The 17,315-nt window shown below is 41.9% G+C and carries 20 protein-coding genes; 16 read left to right on the plus strand and 4 right to left on the minus strand.

Annotated elements, in window-relative coordinates:
• Positions 1 to 277 precede the first annotated feature (277 nt).
• From BMX45_RS30465 to BMX45_RS30505, 9 genes are all read left to right on the plus strand, one after another.
• Entirely contained in the window at positions 278 to 814 is a 537-nt protein-coding gene (locus BMX45_RS30465; RefSeq protein WP_090914470.1) for a dihydrofolate reductase family protein, read from the plus strand.
• 299 nt (positions 815 to 1,113) lie between these two features.
• Positions 1,114 to 1,818, plus strand: coding sequence for a lantibiotic protection ABC transporter ATP-binding protein (locus BMX45_RS30470; protein WP_090914501.1), 705 nt, complete (start codon positions 1,114 to 1,116; stop codon positions 1,816 to 1,818).
• Complete coding sequence (locus BMX45_RS30475; RefSeq protein ID WP_090914472.1) at positions 1,818 to 2,579, plus strand: lantibiotic immunity ABC transporter MutE/EpiE family permease subunit; 762 nt, start codon at positions 1,818 to 1,820, stop codon at positions 2,577 to 2,579. Before BMX45_RS30470 ends, BMX45_RS30475 begins: the two co-directional genes overlap by 1 nt.
• Positions 2,579 to 3,307, plus strand: coding sequence for a lantibiotic immunity ABC transporter MutG family permease subunit (locus BMX45_RS30480; RefSeq protein WP_254778388.1), 729 nt, complete (start codon positions 2,579 to 2,581; stop codon positions 3,305 to 3,307). The genes BMX45_RS30475 and BMX45_RS30480 overlap by 1 nt, the downstream gene beginning before the upstream one ends.
• A 17-nt stretch (positions 3,308 to 3,324) precedes the next feature.
• On the plus strand, positions 3,325 to 3,999 hold the full coding sequence (locus BMX45_RS30485) for a response regulator transcription factor (protein ID WP_090914476.1): 675 nt from the start codon (positions 3,325 to 3,327) through the stop codon (positions 3,997 to 3,999).
• Positions 3,975 to 5,306, plus strand: a complete 1,332-nt coding sequence (locus BMX45_RS30490; RefSeq protein WP_090914478.1) for a sensor histidine kinase — start codon at positions 3,975 to 3,977, stop codon at positions 5,304 to 5,306. Before BMX45_RS30485 ends, BMX45_RS30490 begins: the two co-directional genes overlap by 25 nt.
• Positions 5,307 to 5,966: 660 nt before the next feature.
• The gene (locus BMX45_RS32075; RefSeq protein ID WP_254778385.1) at positions 5,967 to 6,284 is read left to right on the plus strand and encodes a hypothetical protein; all 318 of its coding nucleotides are present in this window, start codon (positions 5,967 to 5,969) and stop codon (positions 6,282 to 6,284) included.
• Positions 6,281 to 7,288 (plus strand): linear amide C-N hydrolase, encoded by a 1,008-nt coding sequence (locus BMX45_RS30500; RefSeq protein WP_090914480.1) that lies wholly within the window; start codon positions 6,281 to 6,283, stop codon positions 7,286 to 7,288. The genes BMX45_RS32075 and BMX45_RS30500 overlap by 4 nt, the downstream gene beginning before the upstream one ends.
• Positions 7,289 to 7,368: 80 nt before the next feature.
• Positions 7,369 to 7,578, plus strand: coding sequence for a hypothetical protein (locus BMX45_RS30505; protein WP_090914482.1), 210 nt, complete (start codon positions 7,369 to 7,371; stop codon positions 7,576 to 7,578).
• A gap of 141 nt (positions 7,579 to 7,719) precedes the next feature.
• Here the strand turns inward: BMX45_RS30505 and BMX45_RS30510 are convergent, their stop codons facing one another.
• Entirely contained in the window at positions 7,720 to 8,562 is an 843-nt protein-coding gene (locus BMX45_RS30510) for an arylamine N-acetyltransferase (protein ID WP_090914484.1), read from the minus strand.
• A 384-nt stretch (positions 8,563 to 8,946) separates the two neighbouring features.
• On the opposite strand from BMX45_RS30510, the gene lepB reads away from it, so the two are divergent.
• Positions 8,947 to 9,609: a signal peptidase I gene (gene lepB, locus BMX45_RS30515; RefSeq protein WP_090914486.1), complete on the plus strand. Its 663-nt coding sequence runs from the start codon at positions 8,947 to 8,949 to the stop codon at positions 9,607 to 9,609.
• A gap of 206 nt (positions 9,610 to 9,815) precedes the next feature.
• Entirely contained in the window at positions 9,816 to 10,628 is an 813-nt protein-coding gene (locus tag BMX45_RS30520; protein ID WP_090914487.1) for a stalk domain-containing protein, read from the plus strand.
• Positions 10,629 to 10,739: 111 nt separating this feature from the next.
• On the opposite strand, the gene BMX45_RS30525 is transcribed toward BMX45_RS30520, so the two are convergent.
• On the minus strand, positions 10,740 to 11,411 hold the full coding sequence (locus BMX45_RS30525) for a hypothetical protein (protein WP_090914488.1): 672 nt from the start codon (positions 11,409 to 11,411) through the stop codon (positions 10,740 to 10,742).
• A gap of 675 nt (positions 11,412 to 12,086) precedes the next feature.
• On the opposite strand from BMX45_RS30525, the gene BMX45_RS30530 reads away from it, so the two are divergent.
• The 3 genes from BMX45_RS30530 (at position 12,087) to BMX45_RS30540 (ending at position 14,275) form a co-directional block, all read left to right on the plus strand.
• Entirely contained in the window at positions 12,087 to 12,560 is a 474-nt protein-coding gene (locus tag BMX45_RS30530) for a TetR/AcrR family transcriptional regulator (protein WP_254778386.1), read from the plus strand.
• A gap of 104 nt (positions 12,561 to 12,664) precedes the next feature.
• Positions 12,665 to 13,297 carry an NAD(P)-dependent oxidoreductase gene (locus BMX45_RS30535; protein ID WP_090914490.1) on the plus strand — a complete coding sequence of 211 codons (633 nt, stop codon included), beginning with the start codon at positions 12,665 to 12,667 and terminating at the stop codon, positions 13,295 to 13,297.
• Positions 13,298 to 13,366: 69 nt separating this feature from the next.
• Positions 13,367 to 14,275 (plus strand): oxidoreductase, encoded by a 909-nt coding sequence (locus BMX45_RS30540; RefSeq protein ID WP_090914492.1) that lies wholly within the window; start codon positions 13,367 to 13,369, stop codon positions 14,273 to 14,275.
• A gap of 266 nt (positions 14,276 to 14,541) precedes the next feature.
• On the opposite strand, the gene BMX45_RS30545 is transcribed toward BMX45_RS30540, so the two are convergent.
• Complete coding sequence (locus BMX45_RS30545) at positions 14,542 to 14,967, minus strand: VOC family protein (protein ID WP_090914494.1); 426 nt, start codon at positions 14,965 to 14,967, stop codon at positions 14,542 to 14,544.
• 230 nt (positions 14,968 to 15,197) lie between these two features.
• On the opposite strand from BMX45_RS30545, the gene BMX45_RS30550 reads away from it, so the two are divergent.
• Positions 15,198 to 16,088, plus strand: coding sequence for a sigma-70 family RNA polymerase sigma factor (locus tag BMX45_RS30550; RefSeq protein ID WP_090914496.1), 891 nt, complete (start codon positions 15,198 to 15,200; stop codon positions 16,086 to 16,088).
• Between the two features lie 432 nt (positions 16,089 to 16,520).
• Positions 16,521 to 16,859: a hypothetical protein gene (locus BMX45_RS31535; RefSeq protein ID WP_175495243.1), complete on the plus strand. Its 339-nt coding sequence runs from the start codon at positions 16,521 to 16,523 to the stop codon at positions 16,857 to 16,859.
• Positions 16,860 to 17,070: 211 nt separating this feature from the next.
• Here BMX45_RS31535 and BMX45_RS30555 read toward each other — a convergent pair.
• Positions 17,071 to 17,315: transposase (locus tag BMX45_RS30555; RefSeq protein ID WP_139212516.1), on the minus strand; the 245-nt coding region annotated here is incomplete at its 5' end.

Below are 17,315 nucleotides of genomic sequence, written 5' to 3' on the forward strand. Positions count from 1 at the left end.
ATTCCCGACTGATGACGAGAACATGGTCACATTCCGGAAAGAATTTCATCGACGGTGGTAGACGTCCTTTGATTAAACTTACGGGCAGATTTTTTAATTTACCCTCCTTCGTTAAATTAAATTTGTATTCGGTCAGGCCAGGGCTGTGCACATTAGCAATCCATGAGAAACCGGACATACTGTTGGATGATAAAATGTAGGCATAAAGGAGGCTGCATATGAAACGTGTAATCTTGAGGATGAATGTGCAAGAAAACCAGGGAGGAGAGTCAGTCGCATGGCAAAGATCGTTTTCGCATTGAACCAGTCTCTGGACGGATTCGTCGACCACGACCACACGGCATTTCAGCCCGACCCCGTACTATTCCGTCATTTCATCGACGACGTGCGCGGCCTCGCGGGCATCCTGTACGGGCGCCGTATGTACGAAACCATGCGGTATTGGGACGAAGACCATGTTGAATGGGATTCGCCGGAACGGGAATACGCAGCGGCGTGGCAAAGCAAACCGAAGTGGGTGGTGTCGAGCACGTTAAAGTCCGTCGGTCCAAACGCTTCTCTGATCGGAGGCGAGCTCGCAGCGGCCATACGTGGGCTAAAGGCTCAGCATGATGGGAAGATTGAAGTTGCCGGACCGGAGTTGGCCCACAGTCTGACGGAGCTCGGTCTCGTTGATGAGTATCGACTCTATCTCCATCCAGTCGTGCTGGGTCACGGCAAGCCGTTCTTCGCCGGTCCACGCCCGCCGCTGCGCCTCGTAGCAAGCGATCGAATTGGCGAGAAGGTGATAAGGTTGACCTACGTTCCAGCTTAGTGTGCGGTTGACCCAGCGGCCTACAGGGCATGTTACTTTAATAGGGATTCTCCGTCTGTAGCGGCAGTCAGAGGATCTCTTATTCTTTAAAATTTGTTCAGTTATGCGAAATGACATAGTTATTTATGGAATTGACGATTGACCGACCCATTGAAAGTCGCTAATTTAGCGGCTTTTTTTGTGCCTTGGTTCCGTCAGGAGTTCAACGCTGGCACCTTATACCGTAGCCCTCTTCCTTATAAATCCCTTAAAAATGGCTGTTACCATAGTAGTAACAAACCAAAAGGAGTGAAGTTATGATGTATGAGTATATAATAAAAACCAATAATGTTTCTAAAAAATTTAAAAAGACTTATGCAATAAAAGATTTATCTATGTCTGTAAGGAAAAATTCTGTCTACGGTTTATTAGGACCTAATGGTGCTGGCAAATCAACATTATTGAAGATGATTACAGGCATTATCAGACCAACTTCAGGTGAAATATTATTCAACAATCAGCCTTGGATCCGAAAAGATTTATTGAATATTGGTTCATTAATCGAATCACCTCCACTGTATGAGAATTTAACGGCATTTGAAAATTTAAAAGTGCGAGCGACTCTTCTGGGGATTTCAACAAATAAATGCAATGAAGTTTTACAAGAAATGGACTTAATGGATGCTAAAAATAAAAAAACATCCGATTTTTCGTTGGGAATGAAACAGAGGCTGGGTATCGCATTGGCGCTGTTGAATAACCCCAAATTATTAGTCTTAGATGAACCTACAAACGGGTTAGACCCTTTTGGTATCGAAGAATTAAGGAAAATGATTCGGACTTTTGCGGAGTCCGGGATATCTGTGATTATGTCCAGCCATATTTTAAGCGAAGTAGAGCAAGTTGCCGATGACATAGGGATCATATACAACGGATCACTGTTGTATCAAGATAAGATTGATGCAAATAATGGAAACCTGGAACAACTGTTTATGGATATCATTAGACAGGAGCGTGTTTCCTGATGTTGCAAACTTATTTGATAGCAGAAAACCTAAAATATAAACGCTCCCTATTCAGAAAACTTATGATATTGATTCCGACAGCTTTAATTATGATATCTATGGTATTCATCTTTATTGGTATTGGTTTAGGCGGTTTTTCAAGTGCTATGGTCAGCAATTGGAGTATGCCGATTGCGTCTTTGTCCATAGTGATTTTATGTCATTTAGTAAATAACAAGGATCAAAAACACAAATACCGAACTATTTATAGTTTGCCCATCGACTTGAAGAAGACATTTATTTCTAAAACTATTTTGATCGTACTTAATCTTTTGATCATATCATTATTCCTATCGCTCATCACTATTATCTCTGAAGGCATATCGTCAGGTGTTTCAGTTGCAATGGGTCATACCGGATATTATATTTTAGGATACTACTTATTGTGGCTCTCTTTATTATGGCAGATTCCTTTCTGTTTATTTTTGGATCAAAAAGTGGGGTTTATTGGTTCTGTGATCATTAATTTGTTTGCTAGTGCATTAGGTGGTTTGTTTTTTTCCTTGACGCCTTTGTTTTGGTTCATCCCCTATAGCTGGCCTGCAAGGTTTATGGTTACATGTTTTGGAGTCTTGCCAAACGGATTATTGGTCGAAGCCGATTCAAGATATATTTTGAATTTAGGAGAAAGCTCGTTGCTGGTATTGATTTCTGTGCTTGCTATGCTGATTCTTTCCGCCTTGTTTTCGCGCTGGTATAGAAGGCAGGTGTATCGCATTTGATGATGATAAGGGAGTTTTGTTCTAACTTTACCAAAATCAAACGAACCCCAATATTATTATTGCACTTGTTACTGCCTATAGCGATTACAACATTATTTTTAATATATTACGCCTTTGCCGGATACCATATTATTTCTGATGTGAGGTTATTTTTCGTTATCTTACAAATAGGCTATCCGATTTTTGTTGGTATTGTTGCGCCAATATTAATTCAATTAGATCGGAATATAAACAATATTCAAAATGCTCTAGGTTTAGTGGAGTCTCGAAGAAGTGTATATCTGGGGAAATTGTTCTTTCTACTATTTTTATCAAGCATAAGTATCATAATATATGAGCTTTGTTTCTTTATTGGAGTCAATTTGTTTTTAGATATCAGCGTAATGCACTTTGATTCATATCTTGATCTATTTTATATATTTTTATTTAGCAGCTTATTTTTATATTTATTACACATACCAATTGCTTTTAGGTTTGGTTCAAGTATTTCTGTTTTGTTAGGGATATCTGGTGCAATTTTTGCGGGTTTCTTCGAAAATGCGATTGGTGATGAAATTTGGCCGATCATTCCCTGGGAATGGGGTGTTCGGTTTTTAAAAAATACTTTTGGCTTTTCAAGTGCTCCTATTTTTTGGGGGATTATTTCTCTGATAATGATGACTTCGATGATTCTAGTTTTATCCATACTATGGTTCAGTAGATGGGAAGGTAAAGTCATACAAGAATAAAACAAGGGGGATAGACTATGTCGAAATTGTTAGTGGTCGATGATGACCTCGATATGCTGGCCCTGGTGCGTGCTGCCCTGGAAAAGGACGGCCACCAGGTAGACACCGAGGCGGATTCCACTACCGTGCAGCCCGCACGATGCCATCTGTATGACCTGCTGATGCTCGATGTGATGATGCCCGGCGAGGATGGTTTTTCCCTTTGCAGCCGTATTCGTGCCGAGGTGGACTGCCCCATACTGTTCCTGACCGCCAAAGCGGAAGACGCAGCCCTTGTACAGGGCTTTGGCTTGGGCGCCGATGATTACATTAAAAAGCCCTTCAGTATAGCGGAGCTGCGCGCACGGGTAAACGCCCATCTGCGGCGGGAGGTGCGGCAACCGACCCACACGCTGAGTCAAGGCGGTGTGCGCTTTGATATGCAGGCAAAATCGGCCATAGCGGGCGAACACACACTGCCCTTTACCAAGGGCGAATACGCCATCTGTGAGCACCTGGTCCTGCACGCCGGGCAGGTGTTTACCAAAGAACAATTATACGAAGCGGTTTTCGGCTTTGACGCCGAGGGCGATTCGTCGGCCGTTGCGGAGCACATCAAAAATATCCGCGCCAAGCTGAAAGCGGGCGGCCTCAGCCCCATAGAAACCGTTTGGGGGGTAGGCTACAAATGGCGAAAAGACAGCGTACGGTAAGCCTTTCTTTTGTGCTTTTACGCTATGCGATCGTTATGCTTTGCTGTATGCTGTTATGTTGCCTGGCATGGTATTTCGTCATGGTGCGGCTTCAAAACACCGGCATTACATACCAGGGAGCCGTCTCCAACCAACAGGTGGAGCAAATGCTGGCTGGAGAGCCAACAACCTTTGTTTCTCCTGGTGATGATTTTCTGGCCGAATACGCTTTGTTTGACCGGAACGCCGAAGTGTTGGAAAGCAACGTAGAAGGAAAGAAGCTGGAAGTCCTAGCCGGTTTTTTACAGGAGGACGCCAACAGCATTGATGTTTCGCGGCACACCTACGCGGATGGAAGCACCGTAGTCCTTCGCTGGCATTTCAGGGCGGAGTTTGTCAATCCTGCGCTGCGCGACATGCTGCCCCCCGCTGAATATCTGGGGCTAGGCACACTTGTTGTGGCATTGTTGCTTTGTCTGCTGTTCAACACCCTGTGGCTTCGTCGGCGCCTCGCCGCCAAGCTGAAGCTGTTCAGCGAGGTGAGCAAGAAGGTAGGCGCGCAGGAGCTGGATTTCACAATTCCTCACGCCGGGATACGGGAGTACAATCAGGCGCTCGATGCTATGGAGCAAATGCGGGAGGCATTGTACAGATCCCTTTCATCCCAATGGGAGGCACAGCAAGAACGCGATGCCGAAATAACAGCACTTGCGCATGATTTAAAAACCCCGCTCACCTTGGTGGGAGGAAACGCTGAGCTTCTGCTGGATGAAGAACTGCCTGAGAGCAGCCGCAAAATGGTGAAAACCATTGTGGTAAGCAACAACCGGGCCAAGCAGTATGTTGCCAGCTTGTTAGAAACCTCCACCGGTGCGAACGAGGCATTTGAAAACACCAGCCTGTCCGCCATGTTTGACGAGCTTTGCCAGAGCACAATGGTTATTGCAGAAGCCAAGAGGGTTTGCTTGCATACCCAAAACGGCCTGAAGGGTACAGCGAGCATTCAGAAAGATCATTTACTTCGCGCCCTTGGTAATGTGGTGCAGAATGCCATTGAGCATACACCGGCGGATGGAAACGTGTATTTGGAAAGCAGTATGATAGATGACGGCTGGCAAGTCACTGTGTGTGATGAAGGCTCCGGTTTTAGCGAGGCGGCGTTACACCATGCGACAGAGCGTCTATGGCGCGGAGATGCAGCGCGTGGCGCCGATGGACACCATGGTCTTGGTCTTTGGTTTGCAGCACAAGTAGCTAAAACACACGCAGGACAACTAGAACTGCGCAACTGCGATTCTGGTGCGGTGGTTACCATGAAGTTTCGTTAAGCCGCTAGGGGTTATTCGGAACATTTGAAAATGTGAGAAGCTAGGTTTGTCTAAGATACCTATCATTGCTGACGAACAAAAATAGGGGGGAATCTAGTATCTAAAAGTTTATATCATGGAATATCCCAGCAGAAAATGTCATGGTTGAGATTGCGGTTGATTTTGATGAATTATATGATTTTATGAAAGATCATTCGGCTTTCAATGATGAAGATAATACAAGAACATAGTCGCATTAAAAGTCGCTAATTTAGCGGCTTTTTTTGGTTTTATCGGTACAAGTTCTTGTCCAGAATCGAGGACAAGAACATAGTCCGATTACCGATTAGATAAGTATCTATTTGGCTATTGGCACGGGAATTGCACGCTCCTTTAACAAAGACATAAATGATGTCAGTAATATTGACGTAATTTATGTCACCTGTTATATTATCGACATAAATTCGTCAGGGAGTGATGATATGAGTCAGAGTGAGCCGATCGCTTTCAAAACAGTGTTGGAATATTTGGTTATGATTAACGAGCAATCATATTCAGGAATCGGTCGCCACCTTCACATTACACCGCAACAGTTTTCAGATTGGATCAAAAAACGACGACCGATTCCCCAAGAGCGGTTACAGGCTCTAGCGAATTATTTTTGGGATTGACGGTTCTATTTTGGTTGATAATAATAACTTCGTAAAACCACTGACACCTTTGAAAAAAGTAGATCTTCATATCTTATTGTTAGATCAGCATTTGACACTGCTTGAGGAGGAAGGGGCTGAAGATGAAGACATTGGACCATATAGAGAGAAAAAACAAAAGCTACTTAAAGAGAGGGCAGAACAGCACCGTTTAGCTAAAATTGCTGCCACGCTTCAGCTAAACGACAATCGAATTAATCAAATATTAGATTACGTTATACACGAACTCGAATCCGGTCGGGTGGAAGAACTTGAATTGAAGTTAAATAAAGGAGAGGAACAACGATGAGTACCGCAATTTACTTCAACCCGGAGAACACCCGACTTCTGGGAAAAAATCAGGATGTCCCTTACAAAGGAGCATACATATTTACAAATAAACGCGGTGTAGTCAAAAGTGCACTTGTGCAGCCGCCAGAGCGACCAGCAAAATGGATATCCCGATACGGTAGCCTTACCATCTCACAAGCCGGCAAAGAAATGCCAAACGGCGGAATCAACGAAGCAGGTCTTGTTGTAGAGCAGACAACACTATGGCAATCTACTTATACGGATGATGATCGTCTACCAACGGTCGGAGAGTTGCAGTGGATCCACTTGCTTCTGGACACTTGCGCCTCAGTAAAGGAAGCGATGCAAGTCGCTTACGGTGTACGCATTGCTCAGCCAATGTCAAAGTTGCATTATATGATAGCCGATCGCTCTGGAGATTGCGCGATATTCGAATTCCTAGGTGGTGTCATGTATATATATCGGGGAAGCTCATTGCCATTTTCAATTATGGCAAACACTCCTTATACTGAAGCGATTAAAGATTTGGAAGACAAAGAAGAACGCTGGCGTATCGCGTACAGCGATTACGATCGTAATTCCATGGAACGATTCTTTAAAGGGGCAACTCGCCTTGCAGATGTGATCCCGGTCAGCGAGAGAGAGCGACTCCAATTCACTCAGGATACTTTAGAATTTGTTCGCAGGGAAGATACTGCTTATACTCTCATCTATGATTTAGAAAAAATGCAACTTCATTTCGCAACAAGTATTTATCCAGATATGAAGACAGTACGGATTGGTGCGTTGGATTTTTCTTCAGATGCAGCGCCGCTGGCGCTGAACCTTCAAAAGCCCGCTGTCTCCTATATCAACTACAACGTGGAAATGAACCGTAGGGTTGCAGAATCGTTTTTCAGGGACCCGGTTTTGACGAAAACATTTGGTTGGAGAATTACAGATGATATGATTGATTATTTTGCGTCATTTCCAGATAAATTTCTGAACAAACTAGATTTTTAACATCATAAATGAGGGGGACTGGAAACGTTAATAGTTTATAATGGAAGAATAAATGATAGTTAAAGATGGAGGAATAAATTTTGGAGACAAAAGAAGAAAATTTTCCAAAAGATATTACCATGGAATCAATCAAAAGTTTAACAGAGAAAGATGCAAAGACTTTCTTGAATCTTATATATGCACTTTTAAAAGACAATGAAAGTCCGAGCGAACATTTGATTTCAAATGTGTTATCCATTTTTGAGAAACAATTACCGAGAGTGGCTAAAGCAAGACAGAATAAAAACTAGTCATCATGGAGCTACAAAACGCTGTGAAGATAAAATAATGGAATTTGAACAACGGATATAGGAATACCCCTTGATTCCGACCCGCATAACGGGTGGTTTGATGTTACTTACTAAAACTATCGCCATTCGTTAGTTCAATATCTATGTACCTTGTGCAAAAATGTCTATATTCAATGTCTTTAACACTTCAATAGCTTCTATCACTGGTAATTTGGGTAACAAAAACTCTTCTGATAGCACTGCTTTTATTTCCTCTGATGAGGATAAGGTTTTAACATTTATTTCACCATTTGAATAACGTATACCGAACTTATTATTTACTAAAGATACACTTCTTTGTTTATAGGTCTGATATAGTTGGCATCTTAAGATAGTCATAAATGGGGCGTTGGGTTTATTAGATTTTTCTATAACATCATTAAAATCACTAACTTTAGCTTCGTTTCGAGAGTTGAAGTGCCATGTTTTTCCGTTTTGTTTACCATTAGTGTAGCGGACATATTTATACCTGTTTATTTGTATCTCTTCTGGTAAAATATACACTTCATCTTTACCAAAATCAGAGATATTCTTTAAATCATTCTCAAAACGTACTGGCTTGAAAAAGGGAGCCGCAGCACCACAATCAACGTAAAAACGTTCATTATCCATTTTAACTATAATGCCCATATGCTCCTCGCCAAGCATAACATGATAACAATCAAACCCTATATCTCGTAACAAAATCATTAGGCTGGAGTTTAAAGTATAACATGTCCCTCCGAAGTTGTATTCGCTAAAATTCTTAGTAAATAACTCAAATGAAGGCAGCTCAAAATTACTATAATTATTATCTCTAAAATAGAGTAATTTGCTGATATTCTCAAAGGGAAAAGTATTTAATTGTGCATGGCAAATTTGTTCTAAATAATTATATGATGGCTTCTCTAAATCTAAATTCAAATAATCCAGATATTTAATTGTACTATCAGTTATATTTGGCACTCCAAGTTACCTCCCAAAAATTTTTATTGTCAAATCTATATCAACCTAAATTATCCTGCCTCATTAATTCAATAAAAATTGGTATCTTCTTATTGAAGAATACTGACAATCCCCTCCTTATTTTAACATTTTACCTGAGTATTCAGGTTAACTTTCCGCGGTGGAACTATAATATTGATCAAATTTGCGTAAAAGTAATTAACGGAAGTTTTACACTGCATGAAGCTAATCATCGACTCTGTTAGCATTGAAATCCTTTCGCAATCAAGTAGTAACTAAGGAATGAATAAACTAACGGGCAGATTAGTTCAATCAAACACTCTAGTTTTGGACACTTAACCTTAAGTTTACGTATAAAGGAAAAGAAGTCGAGGGGAGTGGGGAATGATAAAAGTGGTCATTATCGTTATTGTATTTGGATTGATATTTGCAGCATGTAGTAGTTCAGATGTAACAAGTAAAATCATCACTGATTTCATAACCAAACCAACGATTAATACAGTAACCAAACATGAGTTAAATTCCGGGCAGGTCATCTACCATCATAACTATGACAACATGGATCGTGGGAATCATGATTTAGAAGGTCAGGTTGTGATTGATTTGAAGTATTACAATGAGCATGCGATTAGTCGCGGTGATATCGTATACTTTACAAATCCTGAAACTAAAAAGAATCTTGGTGAGTACAGTATTTCTAGAGTAATCGGGTTACCTGGCGAAAAAGTGAAGATTGAAAAAGGACAGATCTATATTAATGGGAAATTGCTTGATGCTTTTTACGGAAGAGCACATCGACTCGGTGCTGATCTCGATAGTTTGAAAAAAGCTTTAGAGCGTGTTGACTTAGAAGATCACATACGAAAAAATATTGAAAACAATGTGGATTATTTTCAACAACTGAGCATGGAGGAAATCGAGATCCCCGAAGACAGCGTTTATCTTGTAGGCGATGATTGGTTACGCAGCAATGATAGCAAATTGTTCGGCCCATTACCCACAGATAAAATTGAGGGGAAAGTGGTGGGGGTGATCGGCAACCCGTAAAGCTAACGGGACGATAACTTAATAAAAACAAGAAGGTAGCCGATCCACATGGATCGGCTGCTTTTGCTTAACTAACGGGCAGGATGATTCAATATTGTAGTGAAATACAACAATAAATGGAATGAGGGGGAAAAGACTCTTAAGAAACATTTCTCTATGTATGACGTCTAATTTTATATATAATCTTAATTTTAGGAGGAACACAAATGTTCAAAAAAATATCTCTTACGATGTTGGCTGCATCTATGTTTGTACTGCCTAACCTCTGCTCATCTACCTATGCTGCTGATGCGCCAGTTACAATAGATAGTGGTATTTTAAAAAACAATCGGGTTCTCATCCCTCTTAGAGCAGTTTCTGAATACCTTGGGGCAGACGTGAAATGGAATCAACAACAAAAAACAATTACCATTACTAAAGATAATACAGAAATGCTTCTTATCATTAATTCTAATAAAGTAATCCTTAATCAATCAGAGGTTCTTCTGGATGTTCCAACGGAACTAATTTACAACTCCACATATGTACCGGCTCGATTTGTAAGTCAATCCTTAGAAGCAGACGTAAATTGGAACCAACAAGCTAGTTTGGCGACAATCACCTTGGACGGGAAGCAACTCCAAGTAACGATGCAAAAGCCACAGGTTCAAATTCCAAATGCAAAGAAAATAACTGATAAGCAAAGACAGGTACTCGCGAACAAATTGAACGAAGCAACTGATCTATCTACAATAAAGCAAATCAGAACTTACTTCAGCCCATACTTTACGGATAAATTTATCAATGAAATCATACGCAGCAAAGGATTGAAATACGACTTTAGGTTTACAACGATTTATCAATCGGCTATCAGTTATACCGATAACAACACAGCTAAACTGAGTCAGTCATCAGGTCCTAACTCTAAATATGCTCCTAATGAAACACTTTACAGAAAGGCTAACCTTATCTATACAAGTAAAGGCTGGAAAGTTGATTCGGTAGATTTTTCCTTGGTCCAAGAAGTATTGAATCCGTAAAGGACAAGATCATGAGCCGATGACCGAAAGCATTTCTGTATTCATAGAAAAGAGGCTATTACATAAGTATATGACAATTTATGAAGTAGCCACTTTTTACATATTTACATCTTATGGATCTGTAGTATTTACGGATTCACCATATAGAGTTTGAATTACATCATTTTTCAGCACTTCATATTGACTATTCTTGGCTAATAATGACATTTCAGCTTTATCGGAATTATCAAGGCTGAATTTCCCCTGTTCCAGTGAGCTGATCCAATAACCTTGTTTTTTCTCATTCCACACTAGAAAAACAACATATTTCAACCCAGGTACCATTTTTGTGTACTCTTCGTAATTGAACCTAGTAGGTCCTTCTTCACCTTCAGCTATATAAGTTGGTTCGAGCACATTAATGGATTGACCGAGTTCAGTACCGCTCTTATTTTCAAAAACTTTATTTACTTGAACCTCAGTACGAGTATGTCCTGTTGTAAATCCATTTTCGTCGGTTATGACATTCTCTGAATTATCAGTTGCCACTACTTCTGCGACTACTTGCGAGAGAGAAAGGGCATCTTGGTAATTTTCAAATATGGCATGATCAGCAGAAATTGTCTCTCCTTTGATCTCATTAGGAACTTGGTTATTAGTTACAGGTGCAACATTTTGTTTAGATCCCTGAGTTACTGGAGCAGAAACTTGTTTGGATCCTTCAATATGATCTATATAGGCATACCCTCCGACTCCAATAAACAACGCTGTAGCAGCAGTTATCAGAACTACTTTTTTATTCATTCTTACCACCCCCATTTTGTTCTTACATGGGCCAAGTCAGTAAAAGTAGGTGATGTCAAGGCAATTTTACCGGTTTTCATCCATTGCTCTCCTGAATGTGCTGGCGATTCTGATTCGAATGTAGCATCGCTCTGGTTCCCAGCATCTTATAGGATCCTAGCTTGTTGAAACGATGATCCCATCCTTCGAAGACTCATCCCATTTTGCTGCATCAATTATCTGGAGACGGTAATACCGTATGAAGCTACTGAAGCATCTAACCAATAAGTAAGACTGCTTGCCCCTCCAGAGATAGACTCTTTTTTTATATGGGCCGTAATGGGATTTAATTTCATTACAATATATATGACGTCTAGTTGGATGGTTTTGTTTCAACTTTTAATTTATTCCAACTTGGTGCCTCTGAGTGATATTTATTGATCTAAAGAACGAATCGAGCCATTTTTTTATGTAACTGTAAAGTATAACTTCGTTTTGCCAAACAACTATTTAGGATCGGTCATCGTCGAGGGACAAGAACTTATTCCGATTGCTGTAAAGGACAAAAATATGAGCCGATTTCCGATTAGATTAGCTATGTTTCGAAGCATTTTCATTAAGTTAACGGGCAGGATAATTGAGGATCAAACACGTTGAGCCGTATCACAAGTAGAGCGAATGTTTGGCAATACCTTAATGTTGACAATAAATATATCGGCAGCGACGATTTATATTTACCATGAGAACAAAGAGGATCTGCTCTACAAGACCTACTTGAAGATTAAAGACAAGATGAGCGAGAAAATGTTTCAGGGAGTGGATCATGCCGGAACCGTTTATGAACGGTTTGAGGCTATCATCCGCAACTATGTTGATTTTATCCAGTCCTTCAAACCATATTTTTTGTTTCTGGAGCAAATAATGAATTCGCCCTTGCCCCAGAAATGGTGCCTAGAGGATACGGCAAGTCAGTTTCAACCGATTTACGAGATGTTTGACGCTGGCATCCGACAAGGGATATTGAAGAAGGAGGATACCAACATGCTGGTTGTTTACTCCATCTTGCCAATAGCCGAATTGGTGAAAGCACATTTGAAGAATGGGACCATATTGAATAGTAACCAATTAGATTCTGCCATCAAGATGAGTTGGGACGCTATTAAGGCATAGCATAGTATTTTAAGCGATGCGTAGCATCGCTGTTCTTTCCACCAATAATAAATGAATATTCACTTATTATTGGTGAGATATAGATAAAAGAGAGGCAAAGTACAATGAAGTTTACCATCTTTGGAGCTAGCGGGGGTACGGGCTTACAGCTAATTGACCAAGCGATCAACAAGGGACATACCGTAACAGCCTTTGTACGTACCGCAGATCGAATTCCGTTTACCCGGGAGGGCTTAATCGTTGTAGAAGGCAATGTATTTAGTGAAGAGGATGTAGGATCGGCGGTTGAGGGGCAGGACGCGGTGTTTGTAGCTTTAGGAGCCACAGCAAGAAGTCCTTCAGATCTATGCTTACGTGGGACTCGTTCCATTGTGAACGCGATGAGAAGGCATAAAGTAAAGAGACAGGTCGTTCTTACGGGCTTTGGCACCAGCAGAGAAAGCAGGAATCAGCTCGGAAATGGGATGAGAATGATGGTAAAACTGGTTTCTTTAATAACGTTCCGAGAGTTTTACGATAAGGAAAGGCAGGATGGTATTGTGCGGAACTGTGGATTGGACTGGACGATCGTTCAGCCTTCAAGGCTCACCAATGAGCCGGGCAAAGGGCGATATAAGCACGGTGCTTTTACGCCTTCCATGCTAGCTAAAATTTCTCGTGACGACGTAGCTAGATTCATGATCGATTCAGTCGAACATGCTCGTTATATCAAACAATCCTCGTTCATTCATGACTGACTGAAACAGCTTTGCATGTAGTAATAACCCACTTACATATTAAAATATAAGCTCTCGGAGGAATAAATCATGAGACCAAACTGGACGCCTGACGATCTCCCAAACTTAATAGGAAAAACCGCTATCGTGACGGGAGGCAATAGCGGGGTAGGCTATTATACGGCATTAGAGCTAGCGAAGCACGGTGCCAGAGTGATCATTGGAAGCCGTGATCCTAAGCGCGGCGAAGAAGCTATCATAAAGATGAAACAAACGGCACCGAATATAGATATAACAGTGGAGCCATTAAATTTGGCTGATCTGAAGTCAGTTCGAAGCTTTGCCGACACGATCCACGGGACAGTGAAAGGAATAGACATCCTTATAAACAACGCTGGGATAATGGCAGTTCCCACTCGTGAACTGACTGCCGATGGTTTTGAAATGCACTTCGGAACTAATCATCTTGGACATTTCGCGTTGACGGGTCTGTTATTGTCGCTAATTGAAAAGAACCACGGTCGAATCGTTACAGTTAGCGCACAATCAGCTCAAATGGGTGATATAGATTTTTCTGATTTAAAGATGGATAATAAATACAGACCAATGGCAGGATACAATCGCTCGAAACTTTCAAACCTACTGTTTGCACGAGAATTAAATCGACGTGCGAAGAAGAAAGGAATCACTTCTATAGCAGTACATCCTGGCACAAGTCCTACAGGAATCGGGAGAAACGGATCGAAGGGAACCAAAGCATTCGGACTGCTATTAATGAAAATATTCGGCACTTCTCCTGATCAATCATCTTGGCCATCCCTTATTGCGGCGACGGATTCGACAATTACCGGAGATGTTTACGTAGGGCTAGGAATGAATCCTCTAAAGGCTAAGAAACCGAAGTTTGTAGATTTTCCCAAAAAAGCATTGGATGTGCAGCTTGCGGAAAAGCTTTGGTTACAATCCGAGAAGTTAACCGGAGTAGTTTATGACTTGTAAAAAAACATTTTTATCGCCTATAGACCCGTTAAGATGAACCGTATCACATATGCCAGGTTATTACGCTAACGTAGAAACGATAGCTCAATGAAGACATATAAAGGCAGCCGGCTTTATGGTCGGCTGCCTTTTCTGGACTAACGGGCAGGGAAATCGTGTTGGGCGACAAAAACTTGATCCGATTGCCGATTAGATAAGTATCTAACTGGGTTTTGCTATTTATGCATTATTGAAGAAGAAGGCGTCTCCGATTTGGCGGCTTCAGATCACTGGCTCCCTTTTGTAAGGATCCGGAACGTGACGCCGAATTTATCCGTTACATTGCCGTAAGCGGGGCTGAAGAAACTTGCCTGCAGCGGCTCATTCACTTGACCCCCCTCTTTTAGTGTTTCAAAATATTGGGTAGCCTTGTCTTTGTCATCGGTTTGAACAACGATGGTCACTTGCGTTCCCTTCTGATAGCCGCCGCCGGTAAAATGGTCGGAGAGTTGAAGCTCCGATTCGCCGATTTTCAAGACGGCGTAGTTGATCCAGTCTTTCTTTTCCTGAGGCAACGGGGATTCCGGATTTTCCGGCATATCGCCGAATCGCAGCGAATAAACAACCTTGGCATCGAGCGCTTTCACATATAAATCGATAGCCTCATTTGCGCTGCCGTTCATTTCAAGAAAAGGGATCAAACTTGTACTCATAACATTCATCTCCTTAGTTTATATGTTATTTACAGAGACACCGGCCGGTTTCCCTTGTCACTAGCTATGTCGTAAGTAAGCAAGGAAACGTGACCGATTGCGAATGATTTTTTCTGGGTACAGATAAGAAACTCCAGAATAAAACTGTATTTTATCGCAGTGCTCCGTCACATCTGCTGAGTTTCGTTCGACATATAAGTAACACGGAAATGAAGGAAGGAATGTGGCGTATGAACGATCACAACTGGCTTGTGGAACAATTCGAGGCGCACCGGAATCATTTGCAAGCGGTAGCTTACCGGATGCTCGGATCTTTAAGTGAAGCGGATGACGCCGTACAGGAGTCATGGATACGTCTTAGCCGCTCCGATACTAGCGGAGTCGAGAATATGGGAGGATGGCTGACAACGATCGTCTCGAGGGTGTGTCTTGATATGCTTCGGTCTCGTAGATCACGGCGCGAGGAGCTTATTTTGGTTAGTATACCTGAGCCGGTAACTAGCCACCAAGACGGAAGCGATCCCGAGCACGAAGCGCTGATGGCCGATTCTGTCGGTCTTGCTATGCTTGTGGTGTTGGGAAAATTAAATCCCGCCGAACGAATTGCGTTTGTTTTGCACGATATATTCGCCTTGTCTTTCTCGGAGATCGCTTCTATCATAGGGTGTAACGAGGCCGCAGCAAGAAAGCTTGCGAGCCGTGCACGTCACCGGATTAAGGGTACCGAGTCGAACTCTAGAGCAGACGAGCTCAAGCAAAAACGGGAGCTTGTCGATGCATTCCTTGCAGCATCACGCACCGGAGACTTTAAAAAACTTCTCTCAGTATTAGACCCGAATGTCGTACTCCGAAACGATACTGCATTTGCGCCAATAGCAAATATGCCGGTTGTTCGGGGTTCAGAGGCCGTTGGCAAACAGGCCAACCAATTCGCCGCTCGTGCCCGGGGTGGCATGAAGCCGGTGCTCGTGAATGGAGCGGTAGGCGTCATCGCGGGTCATGTGGATCAACCGATATTCATTCTCGAATTCACGGTTGTGGATGGAAAGATCAGCGAGATCGACATGATTGCCGATCAGGCAAGCCTTTGCCAGCTCGACTTGGAAGTCTTGAACGATTGATAGGCTAAGGAGTAGATGCAATAACTCTATTATAGAATGCAGAAGCATAGAAAACGCACTGTCGCGGTTTGCAGACAATGCGTTTTTTTGTACCTTATCAGTAGATAATTATGATTCCGCGGCTATAATGGACCAATTTACTCAACCTGAAAAATGGATCCATGATTGGCTATATGGAATCGAGGACAAAAACTTGTACCGATTGCCGTAGAGGACGAGAACTTGTTCCTTAATGAATCTTTGGAGGTTCAGACTTCATCGTATCGTTAAGTTGGGTCACAAAAACACCTTCGTTCGGGCCAGGGTTATTTCCAGAGGGTTCCTACAGATATATTTTACAACAACTAAAGAATCTATCTGTTCTGGCCGACCTAAGAATTTGTGACATCGGTTGTGGTCAGGGTGAATTAGCCTACCTTTATCCGAGCTTGGGTGTTTGAAGCAGCGTATCGTATCTTAAAACCAAATGGAATTATGATCTGGGTGATCATGCATCCTTGCCTTCAATCACCATATAGTTACCCGCTAGGTGATGGTTCGAGGAAGATCATTCGGTATGATTCGCAATTTTGGAAATCGGAAGGAGTGGGTACGATCCGTTCTACTTTAGGAGCTCATCATCGTCCGATCTCACAGTATTTAAATGATTTTCTGACTTCCGGTTTTTCACTAATTCGAGTCGATGAATTGGAACGAGACGATAATTCAATAGACAATTTGCCTTTAATGTTTGCTGCGATTGGTGAAAAGAAGAACAACTTGGGTCAATAAAAAGTTTCTTTCTTGTTACGCTAACGGGACACGATAGTTAATAAATAAGAGAAGGCGGAAGCAATGGCATCAGACAATCCTCACTGCCTAAATGAAAACCAGCTAATGTTTGTCAAGCATTTCAGCTTGGATGAATTCTCTTTTCGTGATATACTTTTTCCGACCAACCCGAATAACCTCCACATCTATGGAGGTTTTGGTTAAATATGGTTTAAGCTTGGTAGGGCTGCCCCTTCTGCAAGATGGCGAAAATGTGATGCAACAGCTTGTTGGCGCAAGCGATCACGACCACCTTGTAGGGCTTGCCCTCTTTTCTTTTTTTCTCATAATACGAACGAATTCTTGCATTCGCGTTTTTCCGCATACCACATTGCACAGCCAAATATAGAGAACGCCTGAGCCTCTTAGAGCCTCGTTTCGTTATTCGTGTACTCGTTGACGTAAACTTTCCTGAAC

The sequence above is a fragment of the Paenibacillus sp. cl141a genome, assembly GCF_900109305.1.
In the GTDB taxonomy this organism is placed as follows: domain Bacteria; phylum Bacillota; class Bacilli; order Paenibacillales; family Paenibacillaceae; genus Paenibacillus_AQ; species Paenibacillus_AQ lautus_A.